Origin of the sequence: [Pseudopropionibacterium] massiliense (genome assembly GCF_900607225.1) — a bacterium.
Lineage (GTDB): Bacteria > Actinomycetota > Actinomycetes > Propionibacteriales > Propionibacteriaceae > Arachnia > Arachnia massiliensis.
The window spans coordinates 3,099,773-3,118,806 of record NZ_LR027842.1 but is presented as its reverse complement, the minus strand read 5'-3'; the positions used below and the strand labels follow the sequence as shown (position 1 = coordinate 3,118,806).

Here is a 19,034-nt window from a genome sequence, read left to right as displayed (position 1 = left end):
TGAAGAAGCAAAGCTGAGCAAGGGGCTCCGGGCGTAATGCGTATGATGCTTTCGCCGGGGCAAGATGAAATATCAACCATGAGGAGGGCTGTGGAAGTATGGAGATATCTAGCGAAGTCTGAGTGATCCCGGGGCGAGTTGCTCTTGACGGCTCCGCGGCGGATGACATGAGTTTGCAATACGTGATTCGCTACTAAGAGACAAAACAAATGCTCGGAGGCCGTCCGGGCTGTGTAGGCAGGGTTCCATGTCAGGTCTGGAATTGAGTTGGTCGCGTGAAGAATCAAATTGCTTGTTTCATTTGATTCGCCCGGAACTTGACGGACCAAGCTGTCTGGATAATCGTCAAACTTACTTGGAAGGCAATAGAGAGGAAATATCTGTGGCTGTGCGTGTTGAGCACCTTCAGGGTGCGACGAAAGGGTCGCCTTTTTATGGTCGCCCGAGGCCGCTTGCTGAGATGCAGGTTGGTTTGTTGGATCGGCGGTTGCAGTCGGTGGAGTTGCCGGCTGGGTGGTTGGTGCAGTGCTGGGATGGCTGGGAAGGGTGGTCGCCTCGGGATTGGGAGCCTCGGTTGCAGGGGTGGAAGGTTCATGTGTCGGCGACTCCTGAATGTGCGGTGGAGACATTGGCGCGGACCACGAGAGTGTGTGTGGATGCTGGGGTTTCGTTTAAGTTCTTGTCGACGCTGGCGGAGTTGCGCGGATCGTCGTCGAAGAATCAGGCTCGTGGTGCGGCGGGTAAGTTCATTACGATCTATCCGGATGATGATGGCCAGCTAGGCGAGTTGCTGAGCGTTTTGGCCAGCGCGCTGAAGGGGCAGGAGGGGCCCTATATCCTGTCTGATCTTCGGTATGTCCCGGATGCTCCTGTGTTCGTTCGGTATGGAGCGATTATGGGTGCGCGGGTTCCTGATGTGTATGATGAACCGGTCGATTCGATTGTCGATCCTCGTGATATGCGGTTGATTCCGGATCATCGTGATCCGCGTGTTGTGATTCCTGATGGAGTGGAGGTTCCGGAGTTCCTTCGGCCTGCGTATGAGGCGTCGCAACAGTCGTGTGTGTCTCGGTTGGATGATTTTGTGAGTATCAAGCCCTTGAGTTTCAGTAATGCGGGTGGGGTGTATCGTGCGGAGTTGCCTGATGGTGAGGTCAGGATTTTGCGGGAGGCCAGGCCGCATGCTGGGTTGGATGGCAGGAATCGGTGTGCGTTGCAGCGTCAGTTAGTTGAAGAGGAGGTGCTGCGGGATCTTGTTGGTGTGGAGGGTGTGCAGCAGCTTCGGGGGGTGTTTACTGCGTGGGAGCATCGCTATTTGGAGGTGGATTATATTCCTGGTGTGACGTTGACGTCGTGGATGTCGCTGAACACCTACCTACGGGAAAGTGATCCTGTGGAGTATGCCCGTCAGGTGGTGGGTATTGTGGACCAGATCGTCACGACTGTTGAAGCAATTCATCAGCGTGGGTGGGCGTTTGGTGATCTTCATCCTGGGAATGTGCTGGTCTCTGATGACGGGACGGTGACGATGCTTGATCTGGAGGATGCCAGCAGGTTGGATTCCAAACGTGAGCTTGGTGTCAGGGTGTTTGAGTATTGTGCTGATGAAACAGCGGATGCTGGGCAGGCTGACTGGTTCGCGGTGGCGCGTTGCATTATGCTTTTGTATTGCTCTGATTTTGAGATCGAAGCGGTGTCGCCGGCGTTTTGGGAGCGGTGTCGCCACAGGGTTCGTGATGTGTATGGTGCACGGGCGGCTGAGCAGTTGGCGTTGGTGGAGAGTCGCTATGCAGCTGGTATTCGTCCGGTGACGGCCAGTGATGTCACTGTGGGTGTGCCATCACAGCGGCTGAGTGTGGATTCTGGGATTTCCGGGTTGTTGAGTGGAATTGAGTGGTCGCGACAGTTTGGTCCGGATGGGGCGTTTCCTGGTGATGTCAGCCAGATTACGGCGGGTGTTCATGAGGTGATCACGACCGGGCGTGCCGGCGTGGTGTTGGCTCAGCAGCGTGTTGGTGTTCAACCTGCCGATGGTGATGTGGATGCGTTGCGTAAGACCGCTCGGGAATGGCCGGGGCAGGAGGCTCCGGGTTTGTTGAACGGTGTGGCCGGTGTTGCGTTGACGCTCAGTGAGGTGGATGCCCAGCGGGATGATGTTCAGCGGGATGCTGTGGCTGCTGCTGGGAAGGCGCTTGAGTCGGCTTTGGGGCGTCGCAGGTTGGATCTGGCTGCGGGTCAGGCGGGAGTGATCCTGGCTGCCTTGGAGGTCGCGAAAACGGTCGGAGACTCGGAGTTGATGGATCGTGCGGTTGCGGCCTACCACAGGTTGGATGCCTGCCTTGTTCCGGACGGATCGGCGTGGACTGCGTTGTGTCGTCGTCGGGGCTTGTTCTGGGGATTGACCGGGGTTGCGTTGACGGACCTGGTCGCCCATGCCGTCACCGGCGCTGAGGAGCCTCTTGCCAGGGCGAGGGTCCGGTTGCGTGCGGATCTAGATGCGTGCGTGACTGTCCCTTCTACTGGTGAGGTGATGATCGATGATCGAGGAGCGAACCGGGTGCTTCCCTACACCGAGTGGGGATCTGCAGGTGTGCTGCTGATCGCTTCAGCGCTTGAACGCGTCACGGGTGAACCGGTACTGACATCGCAGGAACGTGACGGGATCATCGAGGCCTGTTCGTCGGAGTTTTACATCTACCCTGGTTTGGATCACGGTCGCGCTGGCATCCTGGTCACGCTGACAGCTGCCGGCGATCAATACCGGGCAGAGGCCGATCGGCAGGCGGGTTTGTTGCTCGACAGCCTCCTGACCCATGACGAGCACGCCCTGGTGATCGGTGACGGGCTGATCCGTCTCAGTTCCGACCTGGGTACCGGCGCTGCTGGGGTCGCGCTGGCCCTGCACGCCTACCGGTCACAACAGCCCTACCTCGGCCTGCCGATCAGCGCCTGTACCGCCAGCCTGTTACAGCAATCGGCAATTTCACAGCTTGGCTCGGAAACACGCGACCTCGTCGGGGTCGTACCGAGTCACTAGCTCCCCATCCCTCAACACGAGGGATGTGGCGAGCTACCCAATCCAACACTAAAACCCTGTGAGAGGAGGTGACAACCATGGCTAACGTTCTCAATCTTCAGGCTGACGCCGTCGAGCTGACCCAGGAAACCAAGAGGTCCACTGACTCGAGCATGGTGTGGTGCGTTAGGTCGAAAGTGAGCTGGGTCTGCTGGGGGTGATCACCACAGTTGTATCCATGTGCGCCAAGTAGATAGCAGATAGAAATCTGCTTCTAGACGCTTGGTTAAGCCAAGTAACGGTATCTGCTGAAAATCAGTATCTATCCCTAATGATTTCTGTTTTTGGCAGATGATGAGCAGGAGGGGGTGGTAAAGATTGTTTGCCGCCCCCTCCTGCCCCAGTTCAGTGAACACTGCAATGAGTTGATTGATAAGGAAATAAGTTTTCGCTGAGCGTAGCATAAATCAGCACTCAAAGCTAATCGTAAGGAGTTGACAACTATGGCTAACGTTCTCAATCTTCAGGCTGACGCCGTCGAGCTGACCCAGGAAACCAAGAGGTCCACTGACTCGAGCATGGTGTGGTGCGTTAGGTCGAAAGTGAGCTGGGTCTGCTGGGGGTGATCACCACAGTTGTATCCATGTGCGCCAAGTAGATAGCAGATAGAAATCTGCTTCTAGACGCTTGGTTAAGCCAAGTAACGGTATCTGCTGAAAATCAGTATCTATCCCTAATGATTTCTGTTTTTGGCAGATGATGAGCAGGAGGGGGTGGTAAAGATTGTTTGCCGCCCCCTCCTGCCCCAGTTCAGTGAACACTGCAATGAGTTGATTGATAAGGAAATAAGTTTTCGCTGAGCGTAGCATAAATCAGCACTCAAAGCTAATCGTAAGGAGTTGACAACTATGGCTACCGTTTTGAATCTTCAGGCTGGCGCCGTCGAGGCGTCAAATAAGCGCTGCTACCCATCGTCGCGAGATGCCAGTCTTGTCTGGTGTATGCCGTCGTGTACTAGTTGGATCTTTTGCTGAATTCTGTGGTGGATTGGGCGGCGAGAGTGATGTTTCGCCGCCCAATCAACCTTCAATGAGCGACATTCTAAAGATTGTTCAGTTGATTTGAGGCGGAGTGATGGGTAAGGACAGGGGAATGGTTGCTGCTTCGAGTTTTGCGAAACGTCTGGACCCGTTCCGTGTGGACTCGTTTGGCCGCGGCCTGGTTCCCCGGCGCGCTATGTCTGAAAATTCCCGGAATCCGCCGGAATCTCGAATTCCATCGATCGAGGAATCTTGGAACTCAGCTCCCAACAAGCAGTCGCGTGGTCGTTCTCAGGGTGATGGGCCAGTCGCAATGTTCCTTGCCGATCCACCAAAGAGCCGTCTTCGTCGTTTGGTGGGGGTTTTGCGGTTGGAGCCGGGGGCGTTGGTTCTGATTTTTGTTGGTACGGTTTTGTCGTCTCTTGTGTCGTTGGCGCAGCCTTTGTTGGCGGGGTCGATTGTGGGGGTGTTGCAGGGTGAGGGGTTTTTGGCTGCGCTTCCGTATGGGCTGGTTCTGGCTGGGTTGGCTGTTTTTGCTTCCGGGATTACGGCTGTTGTGAATGTTGTGGGTGCGAAGGCTGGTAATCGTACGGTTCGTGTTTTTCGGGATGAGTCTGCTGCGATTGCGTTGCGGGTTCCTGCGGATAAGCTTGTGCAACATCCGACGGCTGATTTGGTTGCTCGGTGCAGCATTGATTCGGAGCATTTGAGTAAGGTTTTCAGTCAGGGGCCTGTGCAGGCTTTGGGTGGGGTTGTGATGGTGGTGGGGGCGTTGTTCCAGATGGCTGTGTTGGATCCGGTGCTCACTGTTTCTGCGGTTGGTTTGACGGTGGTGTGTTTGGTTTTCATCATTGTCATTTCGAATAGGTTGACGTCGTTTTCGTTCCGTCGTCAGGAGGCTCAGGGGGCGTATGTTGCGGAGGTGACCAGGGCGTTGGATTCGGTGTTGACGTTGAGGGCTTTCGTGGCTGATAGGTTTGCTGTGCGGCGTTTGGATAAGTCGAGTGGTGAGCTTCTCGAGGCGTCGAATCGAGGTGCCAGGGCACATGCTTTTATGTCTCCGGTGGTCACGATTTGTGTGCAGGCGACGCTCTTGGTGATTGTGTGTATCGCGGTGGTGCGGGTGCAGGCGGGGGTTTTGTCTGTTGAGCAGCTGGTGTCGTTTTTCATGTACATGATGCTGATCATCACTCCGATTACTGGGAGTGCGGGAACTGTGATGGATATGGCAGAGTGTTTGGGGGCTTTGCAGCGGATCATCGACCTGCGCGCCGTGACCGATCAACCCGCATCCCGGATCCAGATTAAGCAGCCAGTTGCCGCCCAGGTTGGTGGTGTGCCTGTGAGGGCTGGTTTGGTGGGTGAGGTTGGTTTCCGTGATGTGTCGGTGCGGTACCCGCAAGCGGGTGGGAATCGTGAGTACGCGTTGGCGGGGGTGACGTTCAGTGTTCCGGCTGGTTCGTGGGTGGCGATGACTGGTTCGTCGGGTTCGGGTAAGTCGACGGTATTGTCGTTGTTGGAGAAGTTCATTGTTCCTACTGAGGGGGCGATCATGGTGGATCGGGTGCCGCTTGGTGAACATGATGATGATGAGTACCGGCGTCAGGTCGGTTACATCGAGCAGGCGTGTCCGTTGTTCAGCGGAACCGTGCGTGACAACCTGTTGTTGGGACGCGACATTGATGATGACCGGTGTTGGGAGATCATTCATCAGGTTGGTTTGGGTGAGACGATCAGTGCTCGCGAGGGCGGGTTGGACACCCCGGTGGGGGAATCGGCGTATGCCTTCTCCGGTGGGGAGCGGCAGCGATTGGCGATAGCCAGAACCCTTGTCGGTCAGCCACGGATGCTCCTGCTGGACGAGATCACCTCCGGGCTCGACGTCCTGAACCGGGAACAGATCATGAACCTCATCCGAACCACGATGGGAGGGATCACCACCTTCGCTGCCGGACACGGCCACTTCGGCATGAACATCGCCGACCTGGTCCTCGTACTCGACAAGGGGCGGTTGGTTGAGTTCGGACCGCCCGCCGAGGTACACCGACGTTCCGCACTGTTCCGCTCCCTTGTCGCAGCCTGATGAACAAGGGGGGTGTTGTTCACGGGCAACCCTGAGCGTGTCGTGGTCAAGGAATTCGCTGGTGAATGTGTCGATGAGTTGTGACGTGTGAGAGGGATGTGATGGATATTCCTGTAGGTCCGGTTGTGGGTGGTTCTTCCTCTTCGTGGAGTCAGTGGATGGAAGTTGATGACGCCACGCTCATGCAGTTGCTGACAGAACACGGCCAAGACGTCACCACACTCGAGAGCAACCAAAACGGTGACGATACACAAGTCCCTGAGGATCATGTTGAGATGGTTCCATTGCCTGGGGGCTGGTTGCGTCTGAGCATGGGAAGTGGCGGGGACGTGGTCGGACAGTTGATCTCGGATCCGGTGGAGCAGCATCCGGTTGATGCACCTGTGGTTTTTGCGGAAACCGATATCGAGGAGCTGCCGGGCTGGGAGACAGAGAATCGTGACATCTTTCCGATGTTGGGGTGGTGGTGTCGTCTTCTGCGTGACCCCGAACGGGAACGCTACGCGGTGGCCGTCCATGAGTGTGACGTTGTTGAACCGAGGCTCGTGATCGCTGGGGTGTATCCCGAAGCAGTGTTGTGTCAGGCAGAATCGCCGGTTGTAGTGTTCGTGGAACCGCATCCCAGCAAGCCGGGCAGGGCCAGGGCCCGCCTGCTGCCGGTCACCACGACCCGTCTGGATGATCCTCCGCGGGTACTTGCCGAGGGACCCGCCGCCGGAGTGAAAGTCGAGGCGTGCTCTGTGCGGCGTTTCGTCAAAGTCGGTCACGGCGTTCGCAGCAACAGAATCTGGCAGATCTTCGACCTCGCCAATCCGCAGGAGCCGCAGACTATACTCACTCCTGTTCCAGCGCATGTCTCCGCTCTCATTGACGTCGCGCTTCTCGATGACAAAGCAGTGCTGGTCCAGGCAACCAATGAAGGTGAGCAGTGGCACATCGATGTCAGTGAGTTCACGCATGGCCGAGTGCAGGAAACGCGGCGAGTGGCAATAGGGCAGGGAGAAGTTCGTCGTGTCATCGGCAGCGACGGTTCTTTGCTGGCGCATATAAAGCATGCCGATGCGCACGACCGGATAGAAAGCCTCTGTCTGGTGCCGATGGCGAATTCATCGCAGATCTTTGAGGAACCTGAACCCGTGCTCAGCTCGCCGGGAACATTTGCCCTGAACTTGAATATCTGTGCGTCATCGGTCGGCTTTGCTGTCGCAGAACTGAGAACAGGGGCACCGCCTGTCATCTGGTATCTCGACCCCACCGGACGGGTGCTCAACCCGTCGAACAAGATTGGGGTGGACGTTCACTTCGCCCGTGAACGCATCACATCCCCGGACGGATACCAGTTCGACCTCGACATCCGATGGCGCGGAGAATCAACCACCTTCCACGGACCGGTCATCGTCATGGTCTACGGAGCCTATGGAATCGACATCGACCTCGACGCCGACCCAGAACTCAGCCACTGGCTGGACCGCGGCTACGCCGTAGCAACCCCCCACGTCCGAGGAGGAGGAGACCCCCAACGCCACCACGCCGGCTCCCAGGACAGACGCGACCGCTCCCTACTCGATGCCGTCACAGCAGTTGAGTGGTTGCGCTCGGGACGAGGAGCAGCAACCGCCACCACAATATGCGTCATCGGCGCATCAGCCGGAGGATTCCTCACCGCATCACTGCTCGCCGATTGCACAGCGCCCATCGACGCCGCCGTGATCGTCAACGGCTACATAGACCCCCTCGAATCGCTCCTCCGTCACCCCTCGCTCACCGAACAAGCCGATCGAGACGAATGGGGCGACCCCCAGCACAACCCCCACCACCGACACGCCCTCGAGAAACTCTCCTACGCAAACTCACCACCACCCCCCCCCAACCCTGATAGTCATCTCCGCCAAAGACGCCCGCGTCAACCCCCGCCAAGGACTCACGTGGGCGCTTCGCTCCCGAACACTCGGCGGAAACACCACCCTCTGGTACGACCCCAACGGCACCCACGACACCGGAATCCGCACCAAAACCAACCCCATCACCACCTGGGTCACCAACACACTCGCACAACAATAAATGGACTGACATGGTTTTGTGGGTAGCAATGAGATATCTGAAATATGGTTCAGGTTTACTCACAGCTATCTTCAAGTGTGTCTTGACCAGGGATTTTGCTGACAGGCGCGCCGCCCGTGAACAAGGCCTGGTGGCGTATCGAGCGGGTCGTGTCGAAACCGCGGCGACCGCAGTCCAACCCTGAGAGAAGTTATCGAACTGTTATCGAACATATCTTCTATGTGTGGGTGGGGTTGGATATAATCGTATGTATGTTCGAGATGGTTCCCGGGTGTGTGGCGGAGGCTTTTGCCGCGCTTGATGAGGCGAATCGCCATGCCCGGGCCGCCGAGGTCGCCGCGATGGTGGCCGTGGCGAAGGCCGCCGAACTCTACGAGGTTGATCAGGAAGCGGTGTTCGAGGGCATGGAGCGCGTGATCTTTCCCGGTCACGCGGGCACCCCCGGGGTGGGGGAGTTCCTTGCCGCCGAGATCGCCGGGATCCTCGGGATCTCCACCGGCTCGGCGTTGCAGAGGATCGCCGACGTGCTGGATGTGCGCTTCAGGTTCCCGCGGCTGTGGGAGGCCTTCCTGGGCGGGGAGCTGCGGTGGTGGCAGGTGGTTGACGTCACCAACCGGGCCGCCGTGCTGGGCGTGAAGGCGGTGGAGTGGCTGGATCGGCAGCTTGCCTGGGCGATGAAGGTCTGGTCGTGGCAGCGGATCCTCAAGCACATTGATCGGTGGATCGTGGAGGCCGATCCCGCGGTCGCCGCGGAGCGGGCCGAGGCGGAACGCCACCGCCGGGACGTGGAGGTCTCCGGGATCACCGATGGGCACTGCACGATCTGGGGGATCGTGGACGCCGCCGACGGTGTCGCGTTCGATCACGCCCTCACTGCTGTCGCCCGGACCCTGCCCGCGGAGGAGGGTGACCTGAGGCAGCGGCGCGCTGCCGCGGTCGGTGTTCTGGCCCGGCGGGTGAGCGGTCAGGACGCGCTGCCCGCGGCCACCGTGGTGGTGCACGTGAACGCCACCGACCCCGCCCTCAGGCTCGTGGAGCCGACGGAGGAGGTCGGCGGGATCGCAGGTTCGAGTCCTGTCGCATCGGGTGCAGCCGTGGTGGAGCGCTGGGGGGCGCTCCTGACCTCCCGGCTCCCCGGGTTCCTGGCCGGTTCGCGGGTGACGGTCCGGCCCGTCGTGGATCCCTGGGCCATCAGCCCCGAGACCCCGCACCGTCCTTCCGTGTCGCTGCGCACGGCGGTCGAAACCCTCATGCCGCACGACGTGTTCCCCTACGGGGCGACGCCGTCACGGAGCTGCGACCTGGACCACACCATCCCCTACGCCGACGACGGCGGTCCGGGACAGACCAGGTGGGGAAACCTCGGCCCGTTGTCGAGATTCACGCACCGGGTGAAAACCCACGGCGGCTGGCACCTGACCCAACCCGAACCGGGCATCTTCCACTGGATCTCCCCAGCCGGATACCAGTACCTGGTCACCGCGCAGGGAACCATCCGCATCGCATCCCCCACCCCGGCCCCGGGATCCCGAACCCCCGCCCGAGTGGGAGGACCCACCCCCACCCGAGGCGGAGCGGTCGCTGGAAACCGAGGCCTGGGCCGCCGCGGCATGGGTCCTCGCCACCTGACCGGCGCCCCGGGCTGCCCGCACGAAGCCGGTTGAGCCGGGGGCGAAACCGGCTGAGTGGTTCGTGCCGGTTGGAAGCTGGTTGAGCCGGGCCGTGAGCCCCTGGGCGAAAGCCCGTGCCGAAACCGAAACCGCCCGAGCTATTCCTCCCGGTCCGGGAGATCGAGGTCGCGCCATTCCTCGAAGTCATCCAAGGCGCTCGTATCGCCGTTCCGCAGCGCCTCGGCGACCGCCCGGGCGAGCTCGTACCGGGGGTCTTCCTCCTGTCTGAGGCGTTCCAGGTTCCCCTCAAACGACCAGTCGCCGGTCGTGACCCCATCGGCCAAGAGGGCCTTGAGTGCCCGCCCCGACGTGATCCGGTGCCGCGGGGAGTGCATGAATAAGTAGAAGTGACACTCCGCACACAGCGCTTCTTCACCCTGCTCAGCAAGTTCCAGTGCGCGCTCCGCAAACTCCACCCCCTTCTCGTCCTGCTCTGTCATGAACATAAGGTGGGCGTAGTTTCTGAGGGTTTTGGCTTTGTTGAAGTCGATAGCGAGGGCTTGTTTGTATAGTTCCTCACCCTGCTTGTTCTTATGCTGAATTTTTCTGAGCTTCTTTGCGTTTTTCAGCTTGATGTTGAGGCCTCTTTTGTAGAGTTCTTCTGCGCGGTCGTGGTCGTGGCGAATGTTTGTGAGGAAATTAGCGTAGCTGTGGAGGGTGTCGGTGTTTTCGGGGTCGGTTTTGATGGCGTATCGGTAGAGTTCATCTGCGCGGTCGTGGTCGTGGCGAATGTTTGTGAGGAAATTAGCGTAGCTGTGGAGGGCGTCGGTGTTGTTGGGGTCGGTTTTGATCGCTTGTTTGTAGCGGTTTTCTGCGCGGTTGTGGTCGTCGTGAATATTTTTAAGCAAACTAGTGGCGAAAGGATTTGCGGAAGTAGGTTGCTTCAAAAGCTTTGCTATTTCCTGCAAGAGGCTTTCTGTTGCTCTATCCCCTATGGACAGGTTCCTGGAGAACATTTCAAAAACCAGGATCACGGCTTGGAGTGCTGTGTGCGGGCAGGTGGCCATGGTCGTCAGCGTGGTCTCGGTCAGGGGCCAGTCCGCCTCCTCCGCTATGAGGTCCAGGGCTTCCCAGGAGTCCTTGCCGGTGCGCAGCACGAGTGGCGCATCGGTGGTTTTGCCGATCACCCAGGACCATTCTGACTCCCAGTCGGGATCCTCCCAGAGATCGTCGTCGTAGGCTTTCGCCAGCGTGAGGAGGGCCTCTTTGCTCGCGGACCCCAGGCCGACGCGGCTCCAGTCCGCCGCGGCCTTCACCAGGCCGGCCCGCCCCTTGTGGCTGTCGAGCGCCGACGTGAACCGTCGGCGTATGTCCTCGGCCCTGCCGAGCACGCGACCGAGCCCGAGCTGCTCAATGGATGCCAGATCCTTGGCGTAGCTCGTGGTTCCCACCGCCTCCAGTTCGTCGTCGGACAGCTTGGCTTCGAGGGGGAGCGGGCGGAATCTATTGACGATCTCCCAGCCGGGGAACTTGCTGTCCAGCTCTGCGCGCCATCTGGTGTAGTTCATGCGGGTCGTGGTGGCCACCACGGTGCAGGAATCATCGGTCCACGTGTTCAGGACCCCGAGCGTGAACTCCTCTTTACCCAGGAAGCGTTCCAGTTCGTCGAGGAAAATGATGGCGCCGCGAACGGGTCTTCGCCACTTTTTCAGCAGCTTCTCCACGTCGTCCTCGCTCTTGGGGAACAGGACGCGGGCGTCGGACCAGCCCGCGCGGAGCACCTCGACCACGAGGCGGGTCTTGCCCGCCATGGACGGGCCCTCCACCAGGACGGGGCGCGTTCCTTCACAAGATCGTGAAGCCGTTCGTGCGCATCGCGGCGGACGTACTCATCGATTTTCCTGTCGGACCTGTGAATGCGCAGCGAGTTCAGGTCTGCTTTGCCGATCGGGCCGGAATCCCCGGACACATCGGCGATCCATGCATTGAGCGCCCGCGTCGAGATCCAGGTCCTGACCGGCGGTGTGAAATCCGCGACAACGCCTGCGGCGAATCCCAGGGCGAGCGCGATCCACGAACCGCCGAGGAGGGGGATCGTGGAGCCTGCAACGGTTCCGACGAGCGGCGGAAGCAGCCACCACGCCGACGTGCCGGGGTCGAATGATCGCGTGGACCGTTTCGACATCCTTGGCTCCCTCCGGCGCTGCCCTGACAACAGGATAGTGGGGCCGGTGAGGCGTGGAGCTTGTCTCCGAGTCCTTGATCCCGGAGCAGGAGCGGCGAACCGGGATCAGCGGTCAGTCGTCGTCCCGATCGTCGCCATCGTCGTCGCTGTCCCTCGTGGTCGTCCGCGTCGTGGTCTTCCTGTCGTCGTCATCATCGTCATCGTCGCTGTCGACCTTCTTCGGGGTCGCGGGCGCCACCGTGGTGGTCCTCGTGCGGCTCGTGGTGGTCGGGTTGCTCGTGGTCCGGGTCGTTGCCGATGACGTACTGTCGCCCGATGACGTGGTGGCCACGGTGGTCTCCGTCGCGGCGGGACCCGTCGGTTCGAGCGAGGAAGCCTCCGCAGGCGACGGGGAATCGCCGGGCGACGGCTCCGGTGATGGGGTGGCGGCCCCGGAGGAGACGACGATGGCCGGTGAGGTCAGCTCGGGTTCCGTCGGGTGCGCGAGCTGGAACAGCAACCCCGCCGTCAGCAGCCCCGCGGCGCTTATGCCCACCAGGGTGAGGGTGAGACGGGTTCGTTCCGACTTCATTTTGCTTCTCCTTCCGCGTGATTCAAGTGAACCCCATGTGGATGAGGAATCGCGCAGACCTTCATGAGGAAGTTCTCATGAAAAGCCACGCCGGTTGTCAATACAAGTTTCTACGATCCGCGACGGCGATCCGCCCGGACCCGGCCCGCCCCGGCGGCCCCGATCGCGGCAGGCTGGCGCATACCGCGCGGGAGGGTTATTGTATGTACAAAGCTCCCGGCGGTTCCGGCCGTCGGGCCAGCGGACTGGACGGACCCAAACGCGGTGCAGTCGGCACTGCTGCCGGTGGGGGACGAAGCAATCCGCCGGACCAGCCTGAACGCCCCAGAAACCAGGGAGAGGTACATGACCACAATCACCCACTGGATCGACGGCGCCCCCTACGAGGGCCAGCCTTCCCACACGATCCCCGTCGAGAACCCCGCCACCGGCAAGGTCGTCGGTGAACTGATATCCGCCAGCCCGGCCGACCTCGACCACGCCGTCGCCAGCGCCAAGGCGGCCCAGAAGAAGTGGGCCAAGGTTTCCCTCGCCAAGCGCACCGCCATCATGTTCAAGATGCGCGAACTGGTGCTGGCCCACCAGGACGAGCTGGCCAAGGCGATCGTCGAGGAGCACGGCAAGGACTACTCCGACGCCATCGGTGAGATCCAGCGTGGCCGCGAAACCCTCGACTTCGCCTGCGGCATCAACGTCGCCCTGAAGGGCGAGTACTCCTTCGACATCTCCACCGGCGTCGACATCCACACCATCCGCCAGCCCGTCGGCGTGGTCGCCGGCATCTGCCCCTTCAACTTCCCCGTCATGGTGCCGATGTGGATGCACCCCATCGCCGTGGCCGCCGGCAACGCCTTCATCCTGAAGCCCGCCTCCCACCCCCACCGCGTCGCTGATCATCGCCCGCCTCTACAAGGAGGCCGGCCTGCCCGACGGCGTGTTCAACGTCCTCGCTGGCGACCGCAACCTGGTCTCCAACATCCTCACCCACCCCGGGATCGACGCCATCTCCTTCGTCGGCTCCACCCCGGTGGCGCACGTCATCCAGGACACCGGTGTCGCCCACGGCAAGCGCGTCCAGGCCCTTGGCGGCGCCAACAACCACGCCATCGTCCTGCCCGACGCGGACCTCGAATTCGCCGCCCAGCACATCTCCGCCGCCGCCTTCGGTGCGGCAGGTGAACGCTGCATGGCGCTGCCCGTCGTGGTGGCCGTCGGTGGCATCGCCGACAAGCTCGCCGAACTGGTCGCCGCCAATGGCGCGAAGATCAAGGTCGGTTTCGGCCTCGACGAGGGCGTCCAGATGGGTCCGGTCATCACCGCCAAGGCCCGCGACCGCATCGTCGGTCTCATCGACGACGCCGAGAAGCGCGGCGCGAAAGTGGCGCTCGACGGCCGCGGCCTGAAGGTCGAGGGCTACGAGGGCGGCTTCTGGCTCGGCCCCACCATCCTCACCCACGTCCCGCTCGACGCCCCCGCCTACAAGGAGGAGATCTTCGGCCCGGTGCTGTGCATTGTCGACGCCGAGAACTACGCGGAAGCTATCGAGATCGTCAACGCCAGCGAGTTCGGCAACGGCGCGGCGATCTTCACCAACGACGGTGGCTACGCCCGGCGTTTCCAGCTGGACGTCGAAGCCGGCATGGTGGGCGTCAACGTGCCCATCCCCACCCCGGTGGCCTACTACTCGTTCGGCGGCTGGAAGGAATCGCTGCTGGGCGACACCCACATCCACGGCCCCGAGGGTGTGCACTTCTACACCCGCGCCAAGGCCATCACCACCCGGTGGCCCTCGGAGTCCGGCGCGTACGCCGCGACGATGAGCTTCCAGCGCGAGGAGTGACCACCCCGGCCTGAGCCGGTGACGACGGGCCCCGACGACCAGGTAGGTCGCCGGGGCCCGTCATGTGTGAGCATCCACTCGGTCTTGCCCTGAGCATGGGGCCACGGGTTGGTGCGTGGTCCGCGAATCCGACTCCATGCGATGACGCTACTGTTGTGTGGTCCCCCAGTTCCGGAAAGACGAACCCTGGAGAACCATGAAGGACAGCTCTGGTTTGATCGACGATCCGCGGTGGCACTTCGGTGCCGGAGCGGAAGGCGAGCCTCGCTCCTACAACCAGTGGATCGCCGACTGTCGCGACGCCAACGGCGACAGCATCTGGCCCTACGAGGGCGATGGCGCGGTGAGGGACGGCATGGATCCCGCGAGCGTTGAGACTTTTTGGCGGACCGGGGAGTACGTGGAGAAATACGGGTCCCGGATGGACCGCGTCGGAGAGCCACGCGGCGCGTACCTCTTCGGGGTCGACGCTCCGCGCCCCGTCGTCTTCGCGGAACGTTCCCTCGAACCGACCGCGACCGGGCTGCCCTACCACCGGTACCGATTGACCGGTGAGGAACTGCCACCCGCGTGGCGGATCGAGACCGGGCGGGTGGTTCCCGCCCATGGGGCCCGTGGTGGGGGGCGCCAGGTGCTGTTCCGCGACGCCGGGAAAGACCTGCTCAGCGTCGAGGAACTGCTGGAAATGGGTCTCCTGGAGGAGGTGCGGGAACGTGCCTGATTGCGTGGAGCGCCTGAGCCGTGCCCTGAACGATGTGGGTGTGCCGGTGCACGACCGTGAGGATGGTCTGCTCATAGGGGGCGAACGAAACGCTCGTACCGTCATGTTCTGGGAGGACGAAGGAGCGTGGCACGTCGGTCATCTGGACCGAGTGGATCAGAAGCGCGTCGCTGCCCTGATCACTGCGGATCGTGATGTGGCGCTGCGGTGGTTGGTCTGTCGCGTCGCCAACCGGTACCGCCGTGAACAGGGATGGCCGTGGCTGCTTCCGCTGCGGGCGGCACCGGCAATCGCATGGGGGTGGGGTGTTGAGCCGGTTCCGGAGCCATCAACCTCTGAGACCGCGAACATTCGGGTGTGGGCAAGACCGGTTCGTCCGGGCGGGGAGCCGGTTGATGTGCGAATGCTCACCGCTCTTCCGGACGCCGTCGAGGTGGCGGTTCTGTCCCACCTGATGGACCTGAGCCCCGACCAGGTCCTGGACTCCTACCTCGCCCCGAACGGCGGTGCCCTGGAGCACGTGGCGGGGACGGGGGACCCGGCGGCGATCACGGAAGAGGCCTTTCAACACATGGTGACCGCCCGTGGGCTCCGGATGGTTCCTGACGAGGACGGTTTTCACGCCACGGAGATCGGATGGGTCTCCCACCTCTGGATCGAGGACGGCTGCTGGTGCTTTGGCCACACCGAACGTGGCGAGCAACGCACTGCAGAAATCGTCAGCCCTGAACTGGGCCTGGTGCTGCGGTGGATGGCCTTCGGGTGGTTGAACGATGTGCGGCGTGGCAGGGGTTGGCCACAGATCATGACCGGACACTGGGAAGCGGGGACGGCACCCGGCTGGAGCCGGCAACAGCTGGGAACCCACGGGATCCTGACAGGGTTCACGGGGTCTGGAACCGAATTGATCCTGCGCGGGCACCGACCTCACGCGCTGGACGTGCTGTCGCATCTGATGAACCTGAGACTGGACCAAGTGGTCGATTCCTTCCTCTCCGAGGACGGTGGGTTGCTGTGCGAGGCCGTCGACCCCGGACCCCGGCGCCACAACCCGGCCGTGCTGGAATACGTCGCGCAGTACGGCGATCGTCTCGATCAAGTGGGCGACCCGCGTGGTAGTTATTTCTGCGCGGTTCCCGGTCCGAAACCTTATTCCTTCGAACAACGCTCCCTTCCACCCGATGTGGTGAAGGAACCTTACTACCGGTATCGGCTGTTGGATCTGCCGCCCGAGGTGAGGCTGGTGACCAGCATCGTTCCCCCCTGGTTCGGCCAACCTGGTGGTGCCCGTCAGGTGATCTTCCAAATCGGTGAAGTTCTCTTGACGGCCGAAGAATGCATTGACCTGCGCATTCTGGAAGGAGACGCCTGATGTCCATCATGGAAGAACTGGTTGCCTACGCATCCGAAGCCGGAGCTCAGGTGGCGGAAACCTTCGGTGGAAACTCCATGACGTGGAATGGCGGATTCTACTCGCACCACCTGTGGAACGTGGACGATGAATGGTTCTACGGGTACGGTGAGCGAGGCCGTGAACGCGTTCCAACCATGTGGAGCCCGCATGATCAGCTCGTCTACAAGTGGGCGGCCAGCCGGATCGCGATCGATGCCCGAGCGGCGCTGGAGCTGCCCCCGATCGTTCTGCCCGATGCCATCGAAACTCTTGGCCCCGAGTGGAAACTTGTTCAACGGACCGCACTGACGGGAAGCCTGATCCTGGAAGGCGAACAGATCCCCATGACTTTGAGAACCGTTTTTCCGCAGTGTCGGACCCTCGTTGAGTACTCCCATCTGATCCGCCTGCCCTACGACGAAGTACTGGCTTCCTATCGAGCACCTGACGGAACCCCACGACTCGGGTCGTTCATGTCATGGAGGCTTATTCATGGTCTCTCCGAAGCTGGTTGAGCCGGACCGCGACGGAGGAGCAGTCCGTGTCGAAACCACCCCATAGGTGTCTGAGGAATCCGGGGTCCGAGTGTGCTTCTCGGCTGCGTGGTGGTTTCGACACAGCCGTTCGCTGGCGCTCACGAGCTGGCTCAACCAGCATCCTGTGAATAAGCCTCAATGGTGCAGATCTACGGCGAGATCGGCCTGAACTACGGGTCTCAATGAAATCCGGTCTGGAAGACCGGAACAATCAATCCGGCTCTGCGCAGAGCCTTTTGTGGCGTGCGGGTGATCTCAATGAAGTCCGGTCTGGAAGACCGGAACAATGGCTCGCCTCGGAAGGCGGTCCTGACAAGGAACTTTACCAGCCTCTGCGAGCGCTCCGCCTCCTGACTTGGCTCATTTAGTGTCGTTCCCGGGTGTTGTGGATGGCGTCGAGCCAGGTTTGGATGTTGTTGGGGATGGGGTCTTCAGCGGTGACGATGGCGTCGCCGGCTTGGATGTCGATGGTTCGGTAGCGGCGTAGTGTTTTGACCAGGGTCTTCAAGCTGACTTTGGTGGTGGCCTCCAACCAGCGAGCGACGGCGAGGGCGGCGAACACGATGGTGAGGTGGGCCTCGATCGAGTCTTTCAAGTGGTGGTGGATCGGGCGGGCTTTCAGATCGGATTTGCTCATCCGGAACGACTTCTCGATCTGCCACAACTGGTGGTAGGCGCCGATCACGTACTCCGGCCTCGGGTCAGCCAGGTTCGTGATGTATCCCTTCCAGCCAGCCAGCGCTTTGGCTTTGGCCTCCAAGTCCCGGTTCACCGATTTCTGTGCGCCGGTGAGGGTGATGAACCGGTTCCGTTTCACCGGGATCTTCCCTGCGACCACGCGTTCGGCCTTGCTGACCTGCTCGCTGATACCGCGTAGGGTACGGCGTGCTCGGTCGGCCCGGTACTGGTAGTAGATCGTCTCTGTCACTGCTGCCCCGGCCGGGCCCCTCGACCAGGGTTGAGTCAGGGTCAGCCCGTCAGGGGGCTGCTGACCGGAATGGGTCTTCAGCCACTCCCGCACGATGTAGGGGACCTCGGGGATCTTCTGGCCCACGATGAACCGCAACCCCGCCCCGGACAACGCCCGCAGGTTCCCGTCAGACAACATGCCCGCATCAGCCACCACCGTCACCTCCGGCAGGGCGTGAGCGGCCTGGAACGCCTGGAGCGACGGGATGATCGTGGTCGTCTCCGCACGGTTACCCTCGAACGCCTCCACCATCAACGGGAACCCCCGCGCGTCGGTCAACAACCCGATGGTGATCTGGGGTTCCAAGCGGCGTTCCTTGCTGTATCCGGGTTCCCGGAACCCGTCCCCAACATCAGTCTCAAAGTAGAGCGTGCTCACGTCGTACAACACCAAAGTGGCAGGCCCCAACCCGACGTGACAAGCGCACGCGGACGCTATCTGCTGCCGCCACGCCGGCTCGGCATACACGGCGAGCCGACGCTTCACCGTCGCGTAGCCGCAAGGCCGAACCCCGATCTCTTCGAGCACCCGCAAGGTCTCCAACTTGCTGGCCGGCTCGATCAACCGGCCCAGCACCAACTGCTTGAAAACCTCGTCACCACCACTGGCGGTATCGAACCCGAGTCGTTCAAACCCGACCGACAAGGCATTCCACAAGTGCTCTGCCCGCGACCGCCGGATCGGTAGCGCCCGCCGTCGTGGCTGCCCGTCCCCGAAATCGAGTTCGTCCTGACCAGCGGCGATCATGCGCTGCCGCGCCACCGCTTTCAACACCTCAACATCCTCCGGCGTGTGTGCCGACCCGATGTGATCCATCGACCGCGATCCACGAGACGACGACCACACCACCTGAACCGCCGTCGCCCCCGACGCGGTCTTCACCGTCCTCACATACGGACTCACCCCAACAGGCTAGAACACCCCCGATTAGTGCACACCACACCAACCAAAACCCCTAGCCAACACCCCCTCCAACCCCAAAAACACCAAACATGAGCCAAGTCAGGA

Annotated in this window: 12 protein-coding genes and 1 pseudogene; 8 read left to right on the top strand and 5 right to left on the bottom strand. The window is 61.3% G+C overall.

Features of this window, described 5'->3' with window-relative positions:
• The first annotated feature begins 247 nt into the window (after positions 1-247).
• Positions 248-3,037 carry a class III lanthionine synthetase LanKC gene (gene lanKC, locus E0E39_RS13935; protein WP_130875289.1) on the top strand — a complete coding sequence of 930 codons (2,790 nt, stop codon included), beginning with the start codon at positions 248-250 and terminating at the stop codon, positions 3,035-3,037.
• 200 nt (positions 3,038-3,237) lie between these two features.
• On the opposite strand, the gene E0E39_RS13930 is transcribed toward lanKC, so the two are convergent.
• Positions 3,238-3,432: a hypothetical protein gene (locus tag E0E39_RS13930; RefSeq protein ID WP_130875288.1), complete on the bottom strand. Its 195-nt coding sequence runs from the start codon at positions 3,430-3,432 to the stop codon at positions 3,238-3,240.
• A gap of 210 nt (positions 3,433-3,642) precedes the next feature.
• Positions 3,643-3,837: a hypothetical protein gene (locus E0E39_RS13925; RefSeq protein ID WP_130875288.1), complete on the bottom strand. Its 195-nt coding sequence runs from the start codon at positions 3,835-3,837 to the stop codon at positions 3,643-3,645.
• Between the two features lie 313 nt (positions 3,838-4,150).
• Here E0E39_RS13925 and E0E39_RS13920 point away from each other — a divergent pair, with 313 nt between their 5' ends.
• From E0E39_RS13920 to E0E39_RS13910, 3 genes are all read left to right on the top strand, one after another.
• Positions 4,151-6,139 (top strand): ABC transporter ATP-binding protein, encoded by a 1,989-nt coding sequence (locus tag E0E39_RS13920; protein WP_130875287.1) that lies wholly within the window; start codon positions 4,151-4,153, stop codon positions 6,137-6,139.
• Positions 6,140-6,297: 158 nt separating this feature from the next.
• Entirely contained in the window at positions 6,298-8,226 is a 1,929-nt protein-coding gene (locus E0E39_RS13915) for a prolyl oligopeptidase family serine peptidase (RefSeq protein WP_165444816.1), read from the top strand.
• A 225-nt stretch (positions 8,227-8,451) separates the two neighbouring features.
• Positions 8,452-9,864: a DUF222 domain-containing protein gene (locus E0E39_RS13910; RefSeq protein ID WP_130875285.1), complete on the top strand. Its 1,413-nt coding sequence runs from the start codon at positions 8,452-8,454 to the stop codon at positions 9,862-9,864.
• 104 nt (positions 9,865-9,968) lie between these two features.
• Here E0E39_RS13910 and E0E39_RS13905 read toward each other — a convergent pair whose 3' ends face one another.
• On the bottom strand, positions 9,969-11,621 hold the full coding sequence (locus E0E39_RS13905) for a hypothetical protein (RefSeq protein WP_130875284.1): 1,653 nt from the start codon (positions 11,619-11,621) through the stop codon (positions 9,969-9,971).
• Between the two features lie 486 nt (positions 11,622-12,107).
• Positions 12,108-12,566, bottom strand: coding sequence for a hypothetical protein (locus tag E0E39_RS13900; protein WP_130875283.1), 459 nt, complete (start codon positions 12,564-12,566; stop codon positions 12,108-12,110).
• Between the two features lie 345 nt (positions 12,567-12,911).
• On the opposite strand from E0E39_RS13900, the pseudogene E0E39_RS13895 reads away from it, so the two are divergent.
• The 4 genes and pseudogenes from E0E39_RS13895 (at position 12,912) to E0E39_RS13880 (ending at position 17,035) form a co-directional block, all read left to right on the top strand.
• Positions 12,912-14,406 (top strand): annotated as a pseudogene (locus tag E0E39_RS13895) (CoA-acylating methylmalonate-semialdehyde dehydrogenase).
• Positions 14,407-14,602: 196 nt separating this feature from the next.
• The gene (locus E0E39_RS13890; protein WP_130875282.1) at positions 14,603-15,127 is read left to right on the top strand and encodes a glycohydrolase toxin TNT-related protein; all 525 of its coding nucleotides are present in this window, start codon (positions 14,603-14,605) and stop codon (positions 15,125-15,127) included.
• Positions 15,120-16,499, top strand: coding sequence for a glycohydrolase toxin TNT-related protein (locus tag E0E39_RS13885; RefSeq protein ID WP_130875281.1), 1,380 nt, complete (start codon positions 15,120-15,122; stop codon positions 16,497-16,499). The genes E0E39_RS13890 and E0E39_RS13885 overlap by 8 nt, the downstream gene beginning before the upstream one ends.
• Entirely contained in the window at positions 16,499-17,035 is a 537-nt protein-coding gene (locus tag E0E39_RS13880; protein WP_130875280.1) for an Imm61 family immunity protein, read from the top strand. Before E0E39_RS13885 ends, E0E39_RS13880 begins: the two co-directional genes overlap by 1 nt.
• A gap of 385 nt (positions 17,036-17,420) precedes the next feature.
• On the opposite strand, the gene E0E39_RS13875 is transcribed toward E0E39_RS13880, so the two are convergent.
• Complete coding sequence (locus tag E0E39_RS13875) at positions 17,421-18,917, bottom strand: IS1634 family transposase (protein ID WP_425470697.1); 1,497 nt, start codon at positions 18,915-18,917, stop codon at positions 17,421-17,423.
• Positions 18,918-19,034 lie beyond the last annotated feature (117 nt).